Annotated in this window: 15 protein-coding genes; 7 read left to right on the top strand and 8 right to left on the bottom strand. The window is 64.7% G+C overall.

Annotated features, from left to right (window positions below; all coding sequences use genetic code 11):
• Positions 1–182 precede the first annotated feature (182 nt).
• Together msrP and AAGA68_00320 are read left to right on the top strand one after the other, a co-directional pair.
• Entirely contained in the window at positions 183–1,151 is a 969-nt protein-coding gene (msrP, locus tag AAGA68_00325) for a protein-methionine-sulfoxide reductase catalytic subunit MsrP (protein ID MEM9383478.1), read from the top strand.
• Between the two features lie 31 nt (positions 1,152–1,182).
• The gene (locus tag AAGA68_00320) at positions 1,183–1,890 is read left to right on the top strand and encodes a protein-methionine-sulfoxide reductase heme-binding subunit MsrQ (protein MEM9383477.1); all 708 of its coding nucleotides are present in this window, start codon (positions 1,183–1,185) and stop codon (positions 1,888–1,890) included.
• A gap of 12 nt (positions 1,891–1,902) precedes the next feature.
• On the opposite strand, the gene AAGA68_00315 is transcribed toward AAGA68_00320, so the two are convergent.
• The 3 genes from AAGA68_00315 to fbp all read right to left on the bottom strand — a co-directional run bounded on the left by AAGA68_00315 (position 1,903) and on the right by fbp (position 6,057).
• Positions 1,903–2,871 (bottom strand): diguanylate cyclase, encoded by a 969-nt coding sequence (locus AAGA68_00315; GenBank protein ID MEM9383476.1) that lies wholly within the window; start codon positions 2,869–2,871, stop codon positions 1,903–1,905.
• 251 nt (positions 2,872–3,122) lie between these two features.
• A complete protein-coding gene (gene typA, locus AAGA68_00310; GenBank protein MEM9383475.1) occupies positions 3,123–4,931 on the bottom strand; it encodes a translational GTPase TypA in 1,809 nt (602 codons plus the stop codon).
• 136 nt (positions 4,932–5,067) lie between these two features.
• Entirely contained in the window at positions 5,068–6,057 is a 990-nt protein-coding gene (fbp, locus tag AAGA68_00305; protein MEM9383474.1) for a class 1 fructose-bisphosphatase, read from the bottom strand.
• 350 nt (positions 6,058–6,407) lie between these two features.
• On the opposite strand from fbp, the gene AAGA68_00300 reads away from it, so the two are divergent.
• The 4 genes from AAGA68_00300 (at position 6,408) to AAGA68_00285 (ending at position 11,666) form a co-directional block, all read left to right on the top strand.
• On the top strand, positions 6,408–8,420 hold the full coding sequence (locus tag AAGA68_00300; protein ID MEM9383473.1) for a S9 family peptidase: 2,013 nt from the start codon (positions 6,408–6,410) through the stop codon (positions 8,418–8,420).
• A gap of 86 nt (positions 8,421–8,506) precedes the next feature.
• Positions 8,507–8,788: a hypothetical protein gene (locus tag AAGA68_00295; protein ID MEM9383472.1), complete on the top strand. Its 282-nt coding sequence runs from the start codon at positions 8,507–8,509 to the stop codon at positions 8,786–8,788.
• A 79-nt stretch (positions 8,789–8,867) separates the two neighbouring features.
• Positions 8,868–9,656, top strand: coding sequence for a class I SAM-dependent methyltransferase (locus tag AAGA68_00290; GenBank protein ID MEM9383471.1), 789 nt, complete (start codon positions 8,868–8,870; stop codon positions 9,654–9,656).
• A gap of 162 nt (positions 9,657–9,818) precedes the next feature.
• Positions 9,819–11,666, top strand: a complete 1,848-nt coding sequence (locus tag AAGA68_00285; GenBank protein ID MEM9383470.1) for a S8 family serine peptidase — start codon at positions 9,819–9,821, stop codon at positions 11,664–11,666.
• Between the two features lie 116 nt (positions 11,667–11,782).
• On the opposite strand, the gene AAGA68_00280 is transcribed toward AAGA68_00285, so the two are convergent.
• Complete coding sequence (locus tag AAGA68_00280) at positions 11,783–12,565, bottom strand: hypothetical protein (GenBank protein MEM9383469.1); 783 nt, start codon at positions 12,563–12,565, stop codon at positions 11,783–11,785.
• Positions 12,566–12,755: 190 nt separating this feature from the next.
• On the opposite strand from AAGA68_00280, the gene AAGA68_00275 reads away from it, so the two are divergent.
• On the top strand, positions 12,756–15,245 hold the full coding sequence (locus tag AAGA68_00275) for an EAL domain-containing protein (protein MEM9383468.1): 2,490 nt from the start codon (positions 12,756–12,758) through the stop codon (positions 15,243–15,245).
• Positions 15,246–15,259: 14 nt separating this feature from the next.
• On the opposite strand, the gene AAGA68_00270 is transcribed toward AAGA68_00275, so the two are convergent.
• The 4 genes from AAGA68_00270 to AAGA68_00255 all read right to left on the bottom strand — a co-directional run bounded on the left by AAGA68_00270 (position 15,260) and on the right by AAGA68_00255 (position 19,724).
• The gene (locus AAGA68_00270) at positions 15,260–16,204 is read right to left on the bottom strand and encodes a hypothetical protein (protein MEM9383467.1); all 945 of its coding nucleotides are present in this window, start codon (positions 16,202–16,204) and stop codon (positions 15,260–15,262) included.
• 129 nt (positions 16,205–16,333) lie between these two features.
• The gene (locus AAGA68_00265) at positions 16,334–17,311 is read right to left on the bottom strand and encodes a hypothetical protein (GenBank protein MEM9383466.1); all 978 of its coding nucleotides are present in this window, start codon (positions 17,309–17,311) and stop codon (positions 16,334–16,336) included.
• Positions 17,301–17,909, bottom strand: a complete 609-nt coding sequence (locus AAGA68_00260) for a sigma-70 family RNA polymerase sigma factor (protein MEM9383465.1) — start codon at positions 17,907–17,909, stop codon at positions 17,301–17,303. Before AAGA68_00260 ends, AAGA68_00265 begins: the two co-directional genes overlap by 11 nt.
• A gap of 15 nt (positions 17,910–17,924) precedes the next feature.
• Complete coding sequence (locus AAGA68_00255) at positions 17,925–19,724, bottom strand: VWA domain-containing protein (protein ID MEM9383464.1); 1,800 nt, start codon at positions 19,722–19,724, stop codon at positions 17,925–17,927.
• Positions 19,725–19,995 lie beyond the last annotated feature (271 nt).

Genomic DNA, 19,995 nt, shown 5'->3' with positions numbered 1-19,995 from the left:
TCTCCCCGGAAGATCACATAAGCCAAGAGCATCAGTCAGTTAGAGGGGACGACCAGATCTCAGAATCGCTCCCGTGGGCAGCGACGAATTCTCTGGAGGCGTAACGTTTGGTGACGTGAGCAACACGTGATAGCCGTGTGCTAGCGTGGCCAACTGAATACCGCAAGGGAGTTAACTTGCACATGAAACGACTAGACAGCGACATCAAGCCCTCGCAAATCACCGACGAAGCGCATTACCGGGATCGGCGGCGCTTTCTGGCGGCGGCCGGCATGATAGGCGCTGGCACCGTGGTCGGCGGCGCCACCCTGACAGGGCTCACCATGAGCGGGCGCTCGGAGGCGCGTGAACTGAGCGGCGAAATCGCCCCTAGCCCCTACAGCACCGACGAGCCACCCAACAGCTTCGAGGACATCTCAACCTACAACAACTTCTACGAGTTCGGCACCGCCAAGCATCAGCCGGCCGTGCTCTCGAAGGAGTTCGAACCCCTGCCGTGGACCGTCGAGGTGAGCGGCGAGGCAGAGGTGACTGGCAGCTTCAACTACGAAGACCTCGTGAAGGAGCAACAGCTAGAGGAGAGGATCTACCGCCTGCGCTGTGTCGAGGCGTGGTCGATGGTCATTCCTTGGGTCGGCATCCCCATGGCCACCTTGCTCTCGCGCTTCAAGCCCCTATCGAGCGCGAAGTACGTGGAGTTTCAAACGCTCTTCGATCCAAAGCGCATGCCCGGCCAACGCCGCCCAGTGCTGCAATGGCCGTACCGCGAGGGCTTGCGCATGGATGAGGCGATGAATCCCCTTACGCTCATGGCGGTGGGGGTCTACGGCAAACCTCTGCCCAATCAAAACGGCGCACCGATGCGCCTGGTGGTGCCCTGGAAATACGGGTTCAAGAGCATCAAATCGATCAACCGTATCGTCTTCCGCGAGACCCAACCGATCTCGAGCTGGGAGCAATCGGCCCCGCACGAATACGGCTTCTACGCGAACGTCAACCCAGAGGTGGCCCACCCCCGCTGGAGCCAAGCACGAGAGCGACGGATCGGCCAGAGCCTGTTCGGGTCTCGCCAACCAACGCTGAAGTTCAACGGCTATGGCGAGCAGGTCGCCCACCTCTACAGCGACATGGACTTGCGTCGCTACTACTAGCGCGCGACTACCTACGGAAACGAGCAACGTCATGGCTAGCACCGCCCTCACCATCAATCGCCTCATGGGGCCGGTGATCAAACCGACCCTGTTTCTGCTGGCCTGCACGCCGCTACTCAAGGCGTTGGCGGAGATCGGCATGGAACTGTTCGGCCTAGGGCGTTCCTCCCTCGGCGCCAATCCGGTGGAGGAGCTGCTCAACCGCGCCGGCATCTGGGGCTTGAACCTGCTCGTACTGACCCTGTGCGTGACGCCCCTGCGCCAAGTCACCGGCTGGCATGCGATCGGGCGAGTACGGCGAATGCTTGGGCTCTTCGCCTTCTTCTACCTGTCGCTGCACCTCACGGTTTACCTCACCCTGGACCGAGCCCTCGAGTTCGACACGATCGTGGAGGACGTGCTGAGGCGGCCCTATATCACGATCGGCTTCTCCGGTCTGATGCTCCTCGTTCCGCTTGCCATCACGTCGTTCGACGGCCTGCGCCGACGCATGGGTAAGTACTGGCAGAGGCTGCACAGTCTCGTGTACGTGGTGGTGCTGCTCGGCCTATGGCACTACTTCTGGCAGGTAAAGAAGGACCTCACCAACCCGCTCATGTACGCGGTACTGGTGGCGGTGTTGCTGGGGTGGCGGGTATACCGCCATTGGCGGCAGAAGCAGCGACTGGCACTGCGCAGCGCGGCGACAGACGCCGCCGCGCCGATGGCTTTCGACGGCACCACGCCGCGGAGCGCCTAAGCTGGGACGCCCTCAGGCGAGGGCGACTTGCTCCGTAAAGTCCGTGGGCGTTGCCGTGCGCTCGGCCTCTCCGATGAGATCTTCCAGCGAGCGGTGCTCAGGGTCGCGGAACTCCGCAAAGCCCAACCGATAGCTGATGCGGTGGCGAGCCCCTGCCACGGCGTTGCGGCCGCGAAGCTCGGTGCGCAGGCGCTCCAGACACAGCTCCGCCTGATCGACACCTGCTCCGGTGAGCAGGATGCAAAATTTACCGTTGCCGAGGTGGGCGATGACATCTGACTGGCGGAAGGCGAAGCCGAGCAGCTCGCCGGTTTCCGCGAGCAGCTCGTCCGCCTCTTCCAAACCACGCTGTTGGGCGAAATCCGAGAGATTCTCCATGTCGAGGAGGAGCAAGGATGCGGAGTGGTCGTGACGACGGCTTATCGCCAGCACCTGCTGCGCCACCGACTCGAAGCCGCGACGGGTGGGCAGGCCGGTGATGCGGTCGAGAGCCGTCGCGCCTAGGCTAAACACCTCCCGGGAGACCAAATCTGCTAGGTCTTCCAACATCACTCGATCAGCTTGCGAGAAGGCGCGCGGCTGAGTGTCCATGACGGCGAGCGTGCCTACGTGGCTGCCGTCTTCCGCCTCGATGGCACACCCCGCGTAGAAGCGGATGCCGAGCGGCCCGGTGACCGAGGGGTTGTGGCCAAACTCCGGATGCTCTGCGGTGTTCTCCACCACATGCGCGCCGTCCTGCATGATCGTATAGGCGCAGAGCGACACGCCCCGTGGGAACTGACGAGCGTCCAGACCGGCGGCGGCCTTGAACCATTGACGGTCACCGTCGATGAAGCTCACCACGGCGATGGGCGCATTGAACAAGCGGGTAGCGATGGAAACGAAACGGTCGTAGCGCCGCTCGCGGGGCGTGTCGAGGATGTTAAGCGCGCGCAGCGTGCGCAGGCGACTGGCCTCGTCGATCGGTGTGGGTGACGCCATGGCGTGGGCCCTTTGTAACTGTCTGAAGTGGTAGCGTGAAGTCTAGTCCCTTAAGTGGCGGATCTTATCCGCCGACAATCACGTTGACATTTTGCAGTGTGCCAAAGTGTCGTCTGAGGGCTGTGTCACACTTCACAGCCCGGCCCATCGAACGATGGCACCGGGAACTTCTTCGCAGTCATTTGGTCCCACTCGCCACATAACGTGGCGACGCGATCCCGCCGGGCGCGGATTCGCCCGAGACCGTCCGCTCAGCGCGAGGCGCGCTTGCGCTCGTGCTCCTTGAGCAGCCGCTTACGTACGCGCAGGCTCTGCGGCGTGATCTCCACTAGTTCGTCTTCGGCGATGAATTCCATCGCCTGCTCCAAGGTCATGCGCAGGGCCGGGGTGAGCAGGATGTTCTCGTCCTTGCCAGCGGCCCGCACGTTGGTGAGCTGCTTCGCCTTCATCGGGTTCACCACAAGATCGTTATCGCGGGTGTGGATGCCCACGATCTGGCCTTCATAGATCTCATCGCCAGGACCAATGAACAGGCGCCCACGCTCCTGCAGGTTGGCAAGCGCGTAAGCCAAGGCCTTCCCGCTCGAGTTGGCGATGAGCACGCCGTTTGCGCGGCGCGCAATCTCGCGGTCGCGTACGGGTCCGTAGTGATCGAAGACGTGATAAAGCAAACCTGTCCCCGAGGTGAGCGTGCGGAACTCGGTTTGAAAGCCGATCAGTCCGCGGGCAGGAATCATGTAGTCCAGGCGCACCCGACCCTTGCCGTCCGGCATCATATTCGACAGTTCACCGCCGCGTTCGCCTAAACCTTCCATCACGGCGCCCTGGTGCGCTTCCTCGATATCCACCGTAAGCTGCTCGAAGGGCTCCTGGCGCTGCCCATCCACCTCCTTGACCACCACCTGGGGCGGGGAGACGGCAATCTCGTAGCCCTCTCGACGCATGGTCTCGAGGAGCACGGCCAGGTGCAGCTCTCCGCGTCCGCAGACCTGGAGCTTCTCCGGATCTTCCGTGTCCTCCACGCGCAGGGCCACGTTGTAGGAGGCCTCGCGCATGAGCCGATCGCGAACCTGCCGTGAGGTCACGTACTTGCCTTCGCGGGCGGCGAAGGGCGAGGTGTTGGCCTCGAAGGTCATGCGAATCGTGGGTTCGTCCACCGATAGGGGCGAGAGGGCCTGCACCGCCTCCGGACTGCAGAGCGTCTCGGACACCTGCGGCGCCTCGATACCCGCCACCGCGACGATGTCACCGGCTCCGGCGCTCTGTACTTCGTGCCGTTCCAAACCGATGAAGCCGAGGATCTGCCCCACCCGCTCGTTGCGGCGATTGCCGTCGTCGTCGATCACCGTCACCGGATCATTGCGCTTCAAGGTACCGCGAGCGATTCGCCCGATGCCGATGGCGCCCACGTACTGGGAGTAGTCGAGCACGCTGATCTGCAGCTGGAAGGGGCCGTCCGGGTCGACTGGCGGGGGCGGGCAGCGATCGACGATGGTCTGGAACAGCACTTCCATGTCTGCGCTCATGTCCTCCGGCGCGTGGCCGGAGATGCCGTTGATGGCAGAGGTGTAGACGATGGGGAAGTCGAGCTGCTCGTCGCTCGCGCCGAGGCGGTCGAAGAGATCAAAGGTTTGATCGATCACCCAGTCAGGCCGAGCGCCGTCGCGGTCGATCTTGTTCACCACCACAATGGGTGAGAAGCCGTGCGCAAAGGCCTTCTGGGTGACGAAGCGGGTCTGCGGCATGGGGCCGTCGACCGCGTCTACCAGCAGCAGCACGCCGTCGACCATGGACAGGACGCGCTCCACCTCGCCGCCAAAATCGGCGTGGCCCGGGGTGTCGACGATGTTGATGCGGTAGTTGCCCCAGTTGATCGCCGTGTTCTTGGACAGGATCGTGATGCCGCGCTCGCGCTCGAGGTCGTTCGAGTCCATCACCCGATCGCCCGTGTCCTTGCGCGAATCGAGGGTACCTGACTGGCGTAGGAGCTGATCCACGAGGGTGGTCTTGCCGTGGTCGACGTGAGCGATGATGGCAATGTTGCGAAGGCGGTCGATCACGGGGAACACCGTAGGTAGCAAGTGGGAGTTGGGAGGCACGCACGCGCCCGCCCGGCCCTAGGGCTGGGCGCCGGTTCGCGGCGGTGCGGCATTGTAGGCAAATCGGCGCCCGGTTGCGCGCCCCGATTTCGCAGGTCTAGCTGTCGAGGAAGGCCTTCACGTCCTCGGGGCTGCCGAGAACGATCGGTACGCGCTGATGCAATTCAGTGGGCGGCACGCTCAGGATGTCGCCTTCTCCGGTCGTCGCCATGCCCCCGGCCTGGGTGATCAGGAACGCCAGGGGGTTGCACTCGTACATGAGCCGCAGCTTGCCCGCCGGGGCCTTGGCCGTGGGGGGATAGAGAAAGACCCCGCCTTGGAGCAGCACTCGGTGCACGTCGGCCACCATCGCGCCGACGTAGCGACTGGAGTATCCCGCCTGCCGACAGCGGGTGAGGAATCGCGCGTACTGCGGGGGGAAGCTGTCGGCGTTGGCCTCGTTGACCGAGTAGCTCTTGCCTCGGTCGGGAATGCGCAGGTGCTCCGCCACGCGCATGAAAGCGCCTACGTTGGGGTCCAGCACGAACATGCTCACGCCGTTGCCCGTACTGCTCACCATGATGGTGGACGAACCATAGAGGACGTAGCCCGCCGCCACCTGCGCCGTGCCGGGCTGCAGCGCCGGGGTGTTCTCGTCCACGCGAAGGATCGAGAAGATCGTGCCGGTGGATCCACCGATGTCGATATTGCTAGAGCCGTCCAAGGGGTCGAAGAGGACGGCGTAGCGGCGCAGGCCGCGGCGCCCGGTCGAGTCGACCAAAATCAGCTCTTCATCCTCCTCGCTGCCGATGGCGGCGACACCGGATCGGCCGCGGAGGATTGCGATCAGGGTCTCGTTGGCGATCACGTCCAGCTTCTGTTGCTTCTCGCCTTGCACGTTCTCCTCACCTGCTTCCCCCAGCACGTCCTCGAGGCGCGCGCGACGCAGGTGACTGGCGATGATCTTCGCTGAGATGGAGATGGCCGACATGATCCAGGATAAGGTGCCGGTGGTCTCCACCGGCGCGCGTTCCTCCTCCGCGAGGATGTGCGACTGCAGGGTGACCAGTGCCTCGCGGCGAACGGCGTTCTCGGTCTCGCGTTCCACGGAGTGCCTCTCTCGGGCCGTGCGGATTCGGGTCGCCACGATACCTTAACGGCCTGGCGCAATGGTGTCCCGCAAGGACAAATGCGAAAGGGCCGCCGTGTGGGTCACTTCCCTAGGGGCAGTCGACCCGCCCTGATTGCTCGTCGACAAACTCATGCGCCCCGCCTAGGGGGTCATGCCTAGCCCCTGCATGGGGAGCTTGTGGCACGGAGCGGCAGATGTTTCGAAGCTCGGCGCCCAGTGCGTTAGGCTCACGCCTCGCGAGTCGCCCAGGTAAGAGGCGGACGTGTCGGCCTCCCCGCTGTGGGGCGGCCCCGAGAAAATCGAAAAAGAACAGGGGAAACAACGCAATGCATCATTCACCGACGACGGCTAGTCGCCGTCGCTTGTTTGGCGTCGCCGCGGTACTGATGGCCGCTTGGTCCACCTTCGCCCTAGCAGCAGGCCCAAAGCTCGAGTCTTTCGCCACCCTCGGCTCCCTGCAGCAGATCAAACTGTCACCGGACGGCTCTTGGGTGGCTTACCTCTATCCTTTGCAGGGACGTCAGGTGGTCATCGCCCACCCGGTCACGGACTCGAGCAAACCCACGATCCTGCCCCTGTCCCCCGAGTCTTACGTCAAGTGGTTTCGCTGGGGCAACAACAAGCAGGTCGTCGTGTCCTACGGCTTCACCCAAACGCAGCGCTTCTTCGGCCAGCTAACGCTGCTCGGCGGCGGGGACTTGGAGCAATCACGCCTATTCGCCTTCAAGCGCGACGGCTCCGACAGCAAGCGTCCGGTTCGCTTGGCGATGCCCGAAAGTCGTTGCGGCGCGGGGACACGTGTGGCCAATCGTTGCCCAGAGCCGCTGTTCCAAGACCGTGTCATCGATTGGATGCCGGATGATCCAGACCACATCATGACCGCACTCGACTCAGATCTCGACGGCGACTTCGAGGTGCGCGAGGTTTCCTTGAAGAACGGAAAATTCAAGGTGCTTCGCGAGGGCGGCTTCCGCATCTCTCAATGGGCGACTGACCAGGCGCACGAGGTTCGCGTGGGCTACGGCCGTGACGAACAGGGCGGCCTTCTCGCCACCTACCGACCGCCCGGCGGCGACTGGACCGACGTCAACGACACGCAGTGGCTGCAGAACGAGATCTTCCCCTACGGCTTCGAGGATGACCCTCGCTACGCCATCGCCGCAGGCCCGGTGAACAGTGACCGCACGGCGATCGTCCGCCTAGACCTCGTGGATGACAAGGTCCTGGAGGTCCTGCATGAAGACCCGAACTTCGACATCTACCCCCGCTTCGATGAGGGCAAACTGATCGGCTACGGCGTACCGGCTCGCGACAACGAACTCGTGCTCACGGACAAGAAGTGGAAGGCGATGTACGACTCGCTCTCCGCGACTTTCCCTGATGAGAGGGTGAGCATCCTGTCCTGGACCGACGACAAGAACATGATGCTCGTGCGCACGCGCAGCGATGTGGACGCGGGCACCATCTACGTCTGGGATCGAAAGGCCTCGAAGATCTTCGCCCTAGGCCGCTACTACCCAGACCTAGATCCAAAGCAACTTTCCACGATGGAGAAGGTGACCTACAAGGCCCGCGACGGCCTTGAGATCACAGCTTACCTGACGATTCCCAAAGGTGCCGATCGCCAGAACCTACCCGTGGTAGTCATGCCCCACGGCGGGCCCTGGAGCAGAGATACCTGGGGCTTCGACTTCCTCGTGCAGATGGTGGCCAGTCGCGGCTATGCAGTCCTTCAGCCGAACTTCCGCGGCTCCCTCTACCAGGGTCGAGACTTCGAGGACGCGGGTGACGGCGAGTGGGGTCGCAAAATGCAGGACGATCTGGATGACGGCGTCAACTGGATGGTGGAGCAGGGCATCGCCAGCCGTGGCCGTATCTGCATCGTGGGCTGGTCCTACGGCGGCTACGCCGCACTGATGGGGGTCGTCAAGAACTCGCAGATGTATCGCTGCGCGGCCAGCATCAACGGCGTCAGCGACCTGAAGGAGCTGCGCGGCGAGTACAGCTACTCCCGCGGTGGCCTGCGGCAGATCGACGAGCTGATCGGCCTGAAGGGCGTCAACATCTCCGACTACTCGCCCGTCGATCAGGCCAAGAAGATCAGCTCTCCTGTGCTCATCGTGCACGCTAAGGACGACGGCCGCGTTCCCTTCGACCACGGCAGCGGCATGGCCGGCGCGCTCAAGCGCGCGAGGGCCGATGTGACCTTCGTGGAGATCGAGAAGGGGGGCCACAGCCTGCTCAACGGCAACGCGCGCCTGGAGATGCTGCAAGCCCTAGAGAGCTTCCTCGGTCGCCACCTCGGCCGTGGTGCTCGCACCGCGAGCCTTGGGCACTGATCAAGCCCGGTCCCTCAGATGCTCTGGCAGCCACCGGGAGCGGCGGCTGCCAGACACCTAACCGCCGCGAGCGACGGCATTAGCTTGTGGAATTTATAGGCACCTTTGTGCGCGGGCCAGGGGTTCTTCTCCTGGTCCTCGCGGTGCTCGCGATCGAAGCGGTGCTGCTCACCGTAGTAGCCAGTCGACGCTCTCCCATGCCGCGCTCTCGCACCAACTTGAAAGGCACGCTGGCCAACCTCGCGGCCGGCACGTGCCTGGTCCTCGCGATGCTGGCGAGCACCCTCGACGCATCCTGGGGCTGGATTGCCCTGTGCCTCACGGGCGCTTTCTTGGCGCACCTGATCGATCTGCGCGACCGTTGGTAGCGCCACGCGCATCTATCATCCACGAGCGGGTGGCACTCGAACTAGTGAGTGTTAACGCGACGAATCGCCAGGACCTCTCATGCGCCCCACCCTCAAGACCGCCGCCCTGATCACCCTGCTAAGCGCAGCGGCGTGCAGCGAGCAGATAGGCTCGCTCGGCAACGTGTCGCGCTCAGCCGACGCAGGGGAGGCGCCAGCGTCGACTAGCAAACTCACCGCCCCGGCCAGTGACGGCCCCTACGAGCTGCGTCCGCCCAACCGCGACGGCATCGGCAAGATCTACCTCGGCCGCGAGATCTCCCACGTCATGGGCCACTTGGGCGCCGGGTGGCTGGAGCGCACGGCGCGCGAGCAGGAGGAGCGCACGGATCTGCTGATCGACGCCCTGCCGCTCGACCCGGATTCGGTGGTGGCCGACATCGGCGCCGGCACTGGGTACTTCACCTTTCCCGTCGCCGAGCGCGTGCCCGATGGCCAGGTGCTGGCCGTTGATATCCAGCCCGAGATGCTAGAGCGCATAGAGGATCGCAAGGCGGACCGGGAGATCCGTAACGTGCAAACGGTGCTCGGCACGGTCATGGATCCGAACCTGCCCGAGGGTGGCATCGATCTCATCTTCATCGTCGACGCCTACCACGAGTTCTCTCACCCCCAGGAGATGGGGACCGCCATGGCCCGAGGGCTCCGCTCGGGGGGCCGCCTCGTCTTGATCGAGTACCGCCTCGAAGATCCGTCCGTGCGCATCAAGCGCCTGCACAAAATGACCGAGGCCCAAGCGAAGCGGGAGATGGCCGCCATCGGACTGGACTGGGTGGAGACCAAAAACTTCCTTCCGAAACAGCACTTTATGGTCTTCCAAAAACCCTGACGGCAGCTGAGCCTGGAACAGATCCACGCCGCCAAGGGGAGCTAAACCAAAGATTCTGCCGCGACTCGTAGATCACGTTATGATCAGCGGGCCATGGCAATCAGGCGCGCAGAAGAACGCGCCAGCTCGTGGACGTCATTCACCGTCACGGAGTCCGACACTATGAATCTTCGCTCGTCTTCGACCGCCGCCGCCTTGGCGTGTGCGGTCGTGGCCGCGTCGCTGCCCGCTCACGCTGAAGCAGCCACGCCCACCAATATCGATCCGTGGGTCCTCGAGGCCACGGAGAACACAAGCGCCGAGTTCATCGTCTTCCTCGATGAGCAGGCCGACCTCGCCGGCGTCGACAAGAAGCGCAGCCGCCGCAAGCGCGGCGCCGCCGTCCACCGCCTGCTGACGGAGCAGGCCGCCGCCACCCAAGGCCCTCTGCTAAAGCGCCTGCGCGAAGCCGGCGTGGAGCACCGGCCCTACTGGATTGCCAACATGATCTGGGTGCGCGGCAACCGCGCCCTCGCCGAGGAGTTGGCCGCGCGCAAGGACGTCGCCCACATCTACGCCAACCCGCAGGTGCAGATGGCACCCCCTCAGATGCAACCCGCCGACCTCCTCCTCGGGCCCCAGGGCATCGAGCAGAGCCTGCAGCAGATTGGCGTGCCCGATACCTTCTGGGCCAACGGCTTCACCGGCGAGGGTATCGTGATCGGCGGCCAGGACACGGGCTATGACTGGGATCACCCGGCCCTGATCAACCACTACCGTGGCAACAACGGCGCAACCGTCGACCACAACTACCACTGGCACGACTCGATCCACTCGGGCTTCGGCAATCCCTGCGGCGTCGACTCCCCCGTGCCCTGCGATGACAACGACCACGGCACCCACACCATGGGCACGATGGTGGGCGATGACGGCGCCAGCAACCAGATAGGCGTGGCGCCCGGTGCGAAGTGGATCGGCTGTCGCAACATGGACCGTGGCAACGGCACGCCGGCCACCTACAGCGAGTGCTTCGAGTGGTTCGTGGCGCCGACAGATCTCAACGGCCAGAACCCGCGCCCGGACCTCGCCCCGCACGTGATCAACAACAGCTGGAGCTGCCCCACGAGCGAAGGCTGCACGGATCCAAACGTAATGCTGACGGTGGTCAACAACGCCCGCGCCGCCGGTATCGTGGTCGTGGTGTCGGCCGGCAACTCCGGCTCCGGCTGCAGCACCGTCTCCACCCCAGCCGCCATCTACGACGCGTCCACCACCGTGGGCTCGGTGAACTCTTTCAGCGAGATTTCGAGCTTCTCCAGCCGCGGCCCCGTGACCGTTGACGGCAGCAATCGCCTGAAGCCCGATCTCGTGGCACCTGGTGAGAACATTCGCTCGAGCGTCGTCGGCGGTGGCTACGCACGGTTCAGCGGCACCAGCATGTCGGGCCCCCACGTCGCTGGCATGACCGCCCTGCTGATGTCGTCGCAGTCTTGCCTGGAACGCGACCCGGACGCGGTCGAGGCCTTCATGAAGGCCAACGCGCAGTTCTGGACCAGCACACAAAACTGCGGCGGCGTGCCCGGCAATATCCAACCAAGCAACGTGTACGGCTACGGGGAGATCCGCTCTGCCCTACCCGGCGTCGCGGACTGTGTCGCACCGATCGGCGGCGGTGGCGCCGGCCTAAATCTAGGCTCGGCGCTAGCGATCTGCATTCCGCCCTCCGGCGCCGCCGGCCGGGTCATCGCCGAGGTGGATCAGGCCCTCGCCTTCAACTGTGAGGCTGCCGGTCTCGACGTGAGCAGCGGCGAGCGGGTGATCATGGTGCTGCGCGGCGCGGCCAGCGGCACTGCGCTGCAGGGGACGCTGACCGGGGTTGACGGTCAGGTAGCGATCTGCCGCAACCAGACCAGCGGCCAGAGCGTGAACGTGCCTCTGGGTGGCGCGGATGCTTGGGACTGTTCGGCGGCAGGACTGTCGGCTGCGCCCGGCGATAGCGTGCAGCAAATCCTGGTTGGCACCGCCGAGTAGGCCCCTCAGGAGCCCACCATCAAAGGCCGAGGGGGGTGTGCCCCCTCGGCCTCCAGATCGTGACCCTGCGCCGCCCCCGCCTTCTAAAGGGTCGCTCGAGCACGATTGCGCAGCCGTCAGTTCCAACTGCGCCGCAGGGTCTCGAGGTCCGCCCGCTCGCTGACTTCCTCCGCCAGCGCATGGAAGAGCTCGAGCTGAGCGTCGGTAAACACATACAGCCGCAGCAGGCGGTCGTGATGCAGGGTGCGAGCGCCCTCGCGCAAGCGCACCGCAGAAAACCGCAGCTGGGGATACTGGCGTTTGAGGTTAGCTACGTAGCGCGATATGTACTGCCAGGCCAGGGTCTCGTCCATCGCCTGACCGAGTAGGCCGTAGCGATACACCACGGCCAAAACCCAGGCCGCAACCTCGTCGTGTGCCTCGCGCGCGGCCAGCGATAGCTCTGCCACGCCACGGTCTGGGCTCTCGTCTACGCCGAGCGCCGCGATGTGCGCCAGAGCCAGCGGGAAATGCGCCGGGCCGTAGCCCTCGTTCGCTAGATCGGTCAGGGCCTGCGCCGCCTCTGGAAAGCGCTGCGCTTGCCGCACTTTGAAGAGCAACGCCGCCGCATGTGAGAAGGCCGCCTCGCGTACGCCTTCGCGCGACGCAGACTCGAACAGCTCCAGCGCCCGCGCATGATCGGTTAGACGCCCCTCACCCAGCAGGTAGCACACGCCTAAAGTGTGGCGGGCGCGGGGGTCGTCCGGCGCTAGCGCCGCCGCCCTATCACACCGCTCCACCGCCTGCGCGCCTACCCCCTGGGCCGGCGCCACCGCGGCGAGCAGCGCGAGCGCTGGGCCACAGCCGAGGACGGCGATGCTGCCTGGCGGAAATGCCCATACCTGCTTCGATCGAATCACCGCCGCGTCCACTCCCCAAGGATCAGTTCACACTCTGCCCACAAGCGAGCAGGTTAAGTCAAAGAGAGGGGATCGGGCACCATCAAGTTGTGATTCGCGACGGTCGACCGGCTGGCAAGCTCCTTACAATTCTCGCGTTGAACAGCCACCGGGCCGCTCGCCCGGAGTCTATCCAAGGGGCCCAGGCGCCGTGCAGCGGATCATTCAGCGACTGCCGATCAGTCAAAAGCTAACCATCTTCAACCTCATCCTCGGTCTGACGCTGATCGGCGTGGCCGGAGCGCTGCTGTTCTGGCAAAACCACCGCATGATGGAGCACGCCCTCGCCCAGCGCGTCGCGCAGCACGGGGCGATGGTCAGCGAGAACCTGGTGCAACCGGTAGAGTTCGCCGACTGGACGCGCGCGGCCTCCATCATGGATGCCTTCAACAAGGATCCTGCCATCGCTCGCGCCGAGCTGCGCGGAGTAAGCGACGAGCTCATCGTCACCTACTACGGCACCGACCCCGTGGAGGACTTGCAGGCGCAAAGCGCTATGCACACCCAGTCGATCGCAATCGTCGATCCGTACGGGTTGGAGATCGGGTGGCTGGTGATCTACGTCTCACGCGAGGAGGTCGAAGCAGCCGCGCGCGAGATGCTAGTAACGATCACCGCTATCCTCACGCTCGCCGTGCTCCTCGGCCTTGCCCTCGGTCACGGCAGCCAGCGCATGGTCACCAAGCCGCTAGCAAACCTAACGGATCTCGTGAAGCGGGTGCGGGAGAAGAAGGACTACAAGCTGCGCGCAGACCCCCTATATCCCGACGATCTCGGACGCCTGACCGAGGACGTGAACGCTATGCTCGAGATCATCCACGGACGCGATTTGCACTTAGCGCAAACGGTAGAGGTGCGCACGCGCGAGCTGGCCGAGCAGAACACGCGCCTGGAGAGCGAGATACGTCAGCGCGAGCGCGCTGATCGCCTCGCGAAATCCAACCAAGTGAAGTTCGAAAAGGCCTTCTTGAACGCGCCGATTGGCATGGCGCTGGTGCTGGGCGACGGCGCCGTGATCCAGCGCAACCCCATGTTCGACTCACTCATGGACACGGCCTGCGAAGCGCGCTTCAACCTACTTACGCTCATCACCGGTGAGACCCAGGACGATGTGCGCGAGCAGCTGCAGCAGATGGTGATCGCAAGCATCGGTGAATTCGCCTGCGATGCCCAAGTGCGCAGCCGCGACGGGCGTGAACTCACCTGCGCCCTACACTTTTCTTCCGTACGCGAAGAAGACGACTTCGCTTACGCCGTACTTCAGCTTCAGGATGCAACAGAATCGCGTCGCCTCGCGGCGGAGCTGCAACACCAAGCTCGCCACGACGCCCTCACGGGCCTCGCCAACCGCCGCATGTTCGAGCAGACCCTCGCCGAGCTCGGCGGAGAGGACGCGGACAACGCCTACCCGCTGGTGATCGGACTGATCGACCTTGACAAGTTCAAGGTGGTCAACGACACGGCTGGGCACGCGGCAGGCGACGCGCTACTGCAGCAGGTCGCGAGCACGATCACCCAGAGCGTGCGCGAGCGCGACCTGGTGGTTCGCCTCGGCGGCGATGAATTCGCCGTGATCTGCAAACGCTGCGACCTTGAGACGGGGGCGCAGATCGCCGAGGTGATCCGCGCACGGATGGAAGACCTGGTCTTCGACTGGGATGGGCAGAGCTTCCGTATCGGCGCCAGCATCGGCATCGTCGGGGTCGATCGACCGAGCGGCCCCCTCGACGACGCCCTACGCCGCGCCGACGACGCCTGCTTCGCTGCCAAGGATGGAGGGCGCAATCGCGTTTGCCTCGCCGACGACGAGGGCGACGGTAAGCCGGACGCACGAGCGGCAGAGATACACTGGGCGCAGCGCCTGCGCAGCGCGCTGGACGGCGATGGCTTCGCACTCATGGCTCAGCAGATCATGCCCTTGCGCGATCCCACAGCACCGAGGCAAGCGGAGATCCTGCTGAGGATGCTCGATGAGCAAGGCGAGGCCAGCGTGCTGCCGGGCGCATTCCTGCCCGTGGCAGAGCGCTACGGGCTAGCGGCTGATATCGACCGGTGGGTCGTCGAGCAGCTCGCACGACACATTGGCGCCGTCGAGGCCGACGCGCGGACCGTGGAGCACTACTGGGTGAATCTCTCTCCGGCGACAATAAAGGACGCCAACTTCGGCGATTTCATGCGCGAACTGCATGAGTCACTGGATCTACCAAATGGAGTAATTAACTTCGAGATCCGTGAAGCCTTTGCAAAGCGCCACGCGGGCGCTCTGGAGAAGCTCATCGAGACCCTGCGCCCCCTAGGCTGCCGTTTCGCTCTCGACGGATTCAGCACCAGCAGCGCTTCCCTGGCGATCGCCCAGGCGCTCGATATCGACATGCTCAAGCTCGACGGCGCCTCGGTGCGCGACGCCCATGAGAACTCGCTGGATCGCATCGTCGTGAAGTCCGCGATCGACGCTGCAGGCGCCCTCGACGTGCTCACCTGCGCGATGTTTGTCGAGTCCTCCGACGTGCTCGAAGACATGCTGAGCCTGTCGGCGGACATGGCCCAAGGCTTCGCCATCGAGGCGCCCGCCCTGTTGCTGTCCGGCCCCGCCGCCAACCCCGAGAAGCAGTCCGAGGGCGATCCGAGCGCCGCCGCCTGAGCCTTGAGCCGCCGCTAAGCGGTTGTCATCCAGGGACAAGCACCGGGAAAGCCTCGCAGCAGGTCCTCAAAGGTGAGCCAGCCGAGGCGTGAGGACACCCCATCGAGCAGCCTCGCCTCTCGATGCAGCAGATCACGAGCCAAGGTGTCGTTGCACCCCATGTAGTCGATCAGCAAGGCCGCGTAGTGGCGTGATTCGGGATGGTCGCGAAACAGCTGAGGGGTCAGCATGCAGAAAAGCGTGCGGTGAGGCCGGCGGCGATCCAAGGTCGGGCCCAGCCCGCGGGTCGGCTCCACCATGACGTCGATCGTGCGCGTCAGCTGGTTGCGCAGGCTATCGTAGGGCACATCGCTCAGGCAGTCGTCGAGCACCTCCGCCTCGAAGAGCACGGCGAAACCGTTGGCCGGGTTGAGCAACACGGCATCGACGGTAACTGGCCCTTCCAGCGGGCGCCGCGAGGGGCGCCGCGCCGCGTCCAGCACAAAGGGGATGAGATGGCGCTGCTCCAGGTGCTCCGCCAACCAGCTGAGGTAAGCCGGCGGCGAGGGATACTGCACCTGGAAGAACAGTTCGAGGGGACCCTCTAGGCACGTGCCCCAGGTGGGCAGATCGCGAACCGGCGGCCGTTTGCCGAAGCAGGAGGCAAGTAAATCTATCAGGCGCTCGTCGCGCTGAGGATGATCGAATACATGCTTGAGGGCAGCGACGCTCCAGACGCGCTCATCCTGCTCGATCTGCCGCGGTCGGCGCGCCACGGATAGCGCCACATCGGTGGCGTCGCGATGGGCTGCCATGAACGCATCATAGCGCTGCGCCGAGCGCTCGAAGTGCTCGATGTGTCGTGAGCCGTCGCCCACGAAGTGCCGCGCGAGTTGTTCCGCGGCGTACGGTAGGTAGATGGGGTGGATCACCTGATTGCCCGACGGGGTTGCCCTCCCAGCCACCGGAATGTGCTGCACGTTCGGCCCGCCTGCGCGAGGTGAACTGATCCGGAGGCCCACGTAGCGAACTGCGGCTACAGCAACATCAACACGCTGCGAAATCAACTGCCTCGCGATGATCCCCCATCTTCTGTCGCGCTGGACTGCTCACCTTGCGGTGATGACCCACCCCTGGGCCGTGCAGTGCACCAGGCGCACCCGCGATGGGCTCTCCAAGCGCAAGAACACAAAGTCTTCGGCTTGACTTGCGGCGATGCGCTCCACGCTGACGAGCGCTGGCTCGCCAGGTCGGCGATCGAGCGTGAACGAGGGATCGCAGCTCGCACCGTCGGCGGCCCAGTCACCTTGGATAAGCACTAGGCTCTCGAGCAAGGTGACGTTGAGCTGATCGGAGGTCACGGCCTCGGGTCGAAAACGGCCCTCGAGGCGATGTTGCGTAACCAACTCGGTCACGACCTGCGAGACATCTGGGGCGAGGCCGCTCGAACTCCGATCTTCGAGTGACGGCACGGGGGCGACCCACAGGGTCATCTGATCAGGTGCATCACCAAGCGCCGCATCGGACTCGCCCAGCCCGTTCAAGGCGTAGGCCACGAGGTCATCGTCATCCCGGTCCGCAATCGCCGCATCGCTCAGCGCTTGCGCAAGCGCTGGCACGGTCTCCTGACCAGACTGTTCGCGAGCATCGGAGGCGCGCGCACGGCGCGGGCGTTCGGCGGCTTGCTGAGGCGCGGGCTGCGCCGTGGACTGCGCCTCCTGGTCGGCCAGCAAAGCCCCGCCGAGGGCCAACGGTGCAGGCCTGCTCGACGCCACCGCCGACTCACTCGTGCTCTCAGCCTTGAGCGCCACCACGCCTGCATCTGGCTCGCGCAGCAATCCAGGCAGTACGAGCGCCGCCATAGCGACCGCGGCCGCCAGAGCCATCCACGGCGATGGCGAGGCATTGCCACCAGCACTCGTCGGTGACTGGCCGTGGTCGCGTTCACTACCGGTGACTACGGCCTTCCGAGCCGCCGCACGAATCGCCACATCGAGAGCAGCCGGAGGCTGCGCCGGGGGTCGCGCATGATAGCGTGCCAGTAGGGCGCGCTCCGCGTCGTCGCGCTCGTCTGCCTTACTGTCCATGAGACGCCATGCCTCCTTTGAGTTTGCGCACCGCGTAGCGTATGCGGCTGCGCACGGTCTCTACACCCACGCCCGTGACCTCAGCGATCTGCTCGTTACTCAAACCTGCGTCCTCTCGCAGGACAAAGGCCTCCCGCTGTTCGACGGGAAGCTCGGCGAGCAACGCGAAGAATTGATCTACCAACTCCGCCCGCTCGCTCTCGCCCACGGGATCACCGCGGCCCACGAGCTCATCGGGATCGACGGCGGCATCGGCTGGTCGGCGCCCTTGGCGTCGCCACAGATCGGTCAACACGTTGTGGGCGATCGTGAACAGGTAGCTACGAAAGCTGCTGGTGGGCCGGTAGCGCTCTCGCGCGCGGATCACGCGCAACCAGGTGTCCTGGTGCGCCTCCTGCGCGTCTTCGACGCGCAGCTGGCGGGCGAAGAATCGATACACGGGGCCCCGATAGCGCTCGTAGAGCATATCGAAGGCAGGCGCCTCGCCTGCCCCGAATGCCACCATCAACGCCTCGTCCTCCCCGGCCTCAGGACTCGCCACGGCGAGCCGCGCCGGGGCGGCAGATGCTGCCGCGCCCGCCATCGCCCTATCGTCCATGCAACTGCGTCGACCTCATCGGCCTGTCGTCTGTTGCACGGAGGATAGCGCGTCTGCACTGGCAACGAGGGTCAGAAACTCCCCGCGGTAGCCGAAGGGATCCGCTCCTCGCGCCTCCCGAGCGAGGGTCAGCACATCGACGAGCTTCATCTCACCCGTGTAGCGTGCACCGCTCAGGAGCTGAGCGTAGGCGGCTGTGGCGGCGCTGAAGCGAAAGTCCTCGCTCGTATCGGCCAGACGGTCACGCAGAGCGGAGTGCAGCAGCGGACGCTCGATCAGCTCGCTGCTCGCCTCACCTGGGCGCTTGTAGCGCAGGCGCAGGTGAGCGATCTCGTCGGTGACGGGGCGACCGAGAAAGCGACCACGTTCGTTCCGGGCCGCGTAGCGCAGCGGGTCGACCTGCGCCCCGCCTTCGCCCACCAAGGCCAGCTCGTAGAGGGCCGTCACCGTGTGGCCAGCGCCGATGTCGCCGGCATCCACTCGATCGTTGTTGAAGTCCTCGCGAGCTAGCTGACGATTCTCATAGCCTATCAGGCGATACTCGGCCACCACCGCAGGGTTGAACTCTACCTGGATCTTCACATCCTGCGCGATGATCTCCAGGGTGGCGGCCAGCTCGTCCACGAGCACCTTGCGCGCCTCATTGAGCGTATCGACATAGGCCGCATTACCGTTACCCTTCTGCGCCAGACGCTGCATCAGGCCGTCCTGGTAGTTGCCCCGGCCGAAGCCGAGCACGGTGAGGGCAACACCTGCTTCGCGCTTGCGCTCGATCAGCTCCTCTAGGGCATCGTGGTCTACCGTGCCCACGTTGAAATCACCGTCGGTGGCAAGGATTACGCGGTTCACCCCATCTTCCACGAGGTGCTGCTCGGCGAGGGCGTAGGCGAGCTCTATGCCCTCGCCCCCATTGGTGGAGCCTCCCGCCTGAAGTTGATTCAACGCCCCGAGGATCGTAGCGCGTTGATCGCCCGCCGTGGGCTCGAGCACCACGCCAGCAGCACCGGCGTAAACCACCATCGACACGGTGTCTTGGGGGCGCAGCTGACCTACCAGGAGGCGCAGCGACGCCTTCAGCAGATCGAGCTTGTCCGGCGACTGCATGGAGCCCGAGACGTCCACGAGAAACACGAGATTCGCGGGCGGCAGCTCAGCGGCACTGCGGACCGCACCTTGAATACCAATGTGCAAGAGACGCCGCTGCGCATGCCAGGGGCTCGGACCGATCTCTGTGTAGACTGCGAAGGGCTCGTCTGCCTCGGGCATGGGGTAGGCGTAGTCGAAGTAGTTGACGATCTCCTCAGCCCGCACGGACTCGTGACGCGGCAACCTGCCCTGATTCAGCTGTCGGCGCACGTTGGCGTAACTGGCCGTATCCACGTCGATGGAGAAGGTGGAGACAGGATCCTCAGCAGGGCGTCGCACGGGATTGTCTTCGGCCTCGGGGTAGCCTTCGCGGTCCACCACCGCTGGACGCCCGAGCGGCAAGGCATTTGCCATCTGCACGATGCTCGACTGGGAGGCGTTGGCAGTGGCGGCGGAGGCCGCCTCCGCAAGAGCGCGATAGGCCGGGGTCGTGCGCGCGTCATCGCGATTGCGGGACAGGTGCAGCTCAGCGGCGATCGGCGCTAACGCGTCCTGTGGCGTTGGCAAGGTCGGGGGCACAGGGCCCGCCGACTTGCTCACCGTCGGCGTTTCAGGGGTCAGCACCGGCGACAGCGCCTCCTCCCCAACCGGGGGGCGTGCTTGCTTCCAAATGACCACGCCAGCCAGCACCACCAGCAAGGCCATCATCACATGAACGACTCTCATCATCGGCTCCTTGGCTTCGATCTGGACAAGTCAACGTCGCCGCCAAGGAAATGGGTCAACGGGGCAAAAAAAAAAGGGCGGTCCCCTCGCGGAAACCGCCCTTCCAAGGCCACGGGGAAGCAAGCACACCCGCGCCTTTACCGGGACCGAAAGCGCCCTCTACCGTCAAGCCACGCACTAGCACCTGCGCAGAGCCTCATCGCTCGTGATCGTACTTGTGTTCACCTGCGACTCCGAACTGCTCGCCAGCGCGAGCAACTCGCGGTACCTAATA

It is taken from the genome of Pseudomonadota bacterium (assembly GCA_039193195.1).
Taxonomy (GTDB): domain Bacteria; phylum Pseudomonadota; class Gammaproteobacteria; order Steroidobacterales; family JBCBZW01; genus JBCBZW01.
Note: the sequence above shows the minus strand (reverse complement) of the source record. Positions and strands in the feature narration are given on the sequence as shown.

What these genes read in the sequence shown, in the direction of transcription:
- AAGA68_00290 (MEM9383471.1), top strand. Translation starts at nt 8,868, where the DNA reads ATGCGCCCCACCCTCAAGACCGCCGCCCTGATCACCCTGCTAAGCGCA.
- msrP (MEM9383478.1), top strand. Translation starts at nt 183, where the DNA reads ATGAAACGACTAGACAGCGACATCAAGCCCTCGCAAATCACCGACGAA.
- AAGA68_00320 (MEM9383477.1), top strand. Translation starts at nt 1,183, where the DNA reads ATGGCTAGCACCGCCCTCACCATCAATCGCCTCATGGGGCCGGTGATC.
- AAGA68_00315 (MEM9383476.1), bottom strand. Translation starts at nt 2,871, where the DNA reads ATGGCGTCACCCACACCGATCGACGAGGCCAGTCGCCTGCGCACGCTG.
- AAGA68_00265 (MEM9383466.1), bottom strand. Translation starts at nt 17,311, where the DNA reads ATGGACAGTAAGGCAGACGAGCGCGACGACGCGGAGCGCGCCCTACTG.
- AAGA68_00255 (MEM9383464.1), bottom strand. Translation starts at nt 19,724, where the DNA reads ATGATGAGAGTCGTTCATGTGATGATGGCCTTGCTGGTGGTGCTGGCT.
- AAGA68_00260 (MEM9383465.1), bottom strand. Translation starts at nt 17,909, where the DNA reads ATGGACGATAGGGCGATGGCGGGCGCGGCAGCATCTGCCGCCCCGGCG.
- AAGA68_00285 (MEM9383470.1), top strand. Translation starts at nt 9,819, where the DNA reads ATGAATCTTCGCTCGTCTTCGACCGCCGCCGCCTTGGCGTGTGCGGTC.
- AAGA68_00300 (MEM9383473.1), top strand. Translation starts at nt 6,408, where the DNA reads ATGCATCATTCACCGACGACGGCTAGTCGCCGTCGCTTGTTTGGCGTC.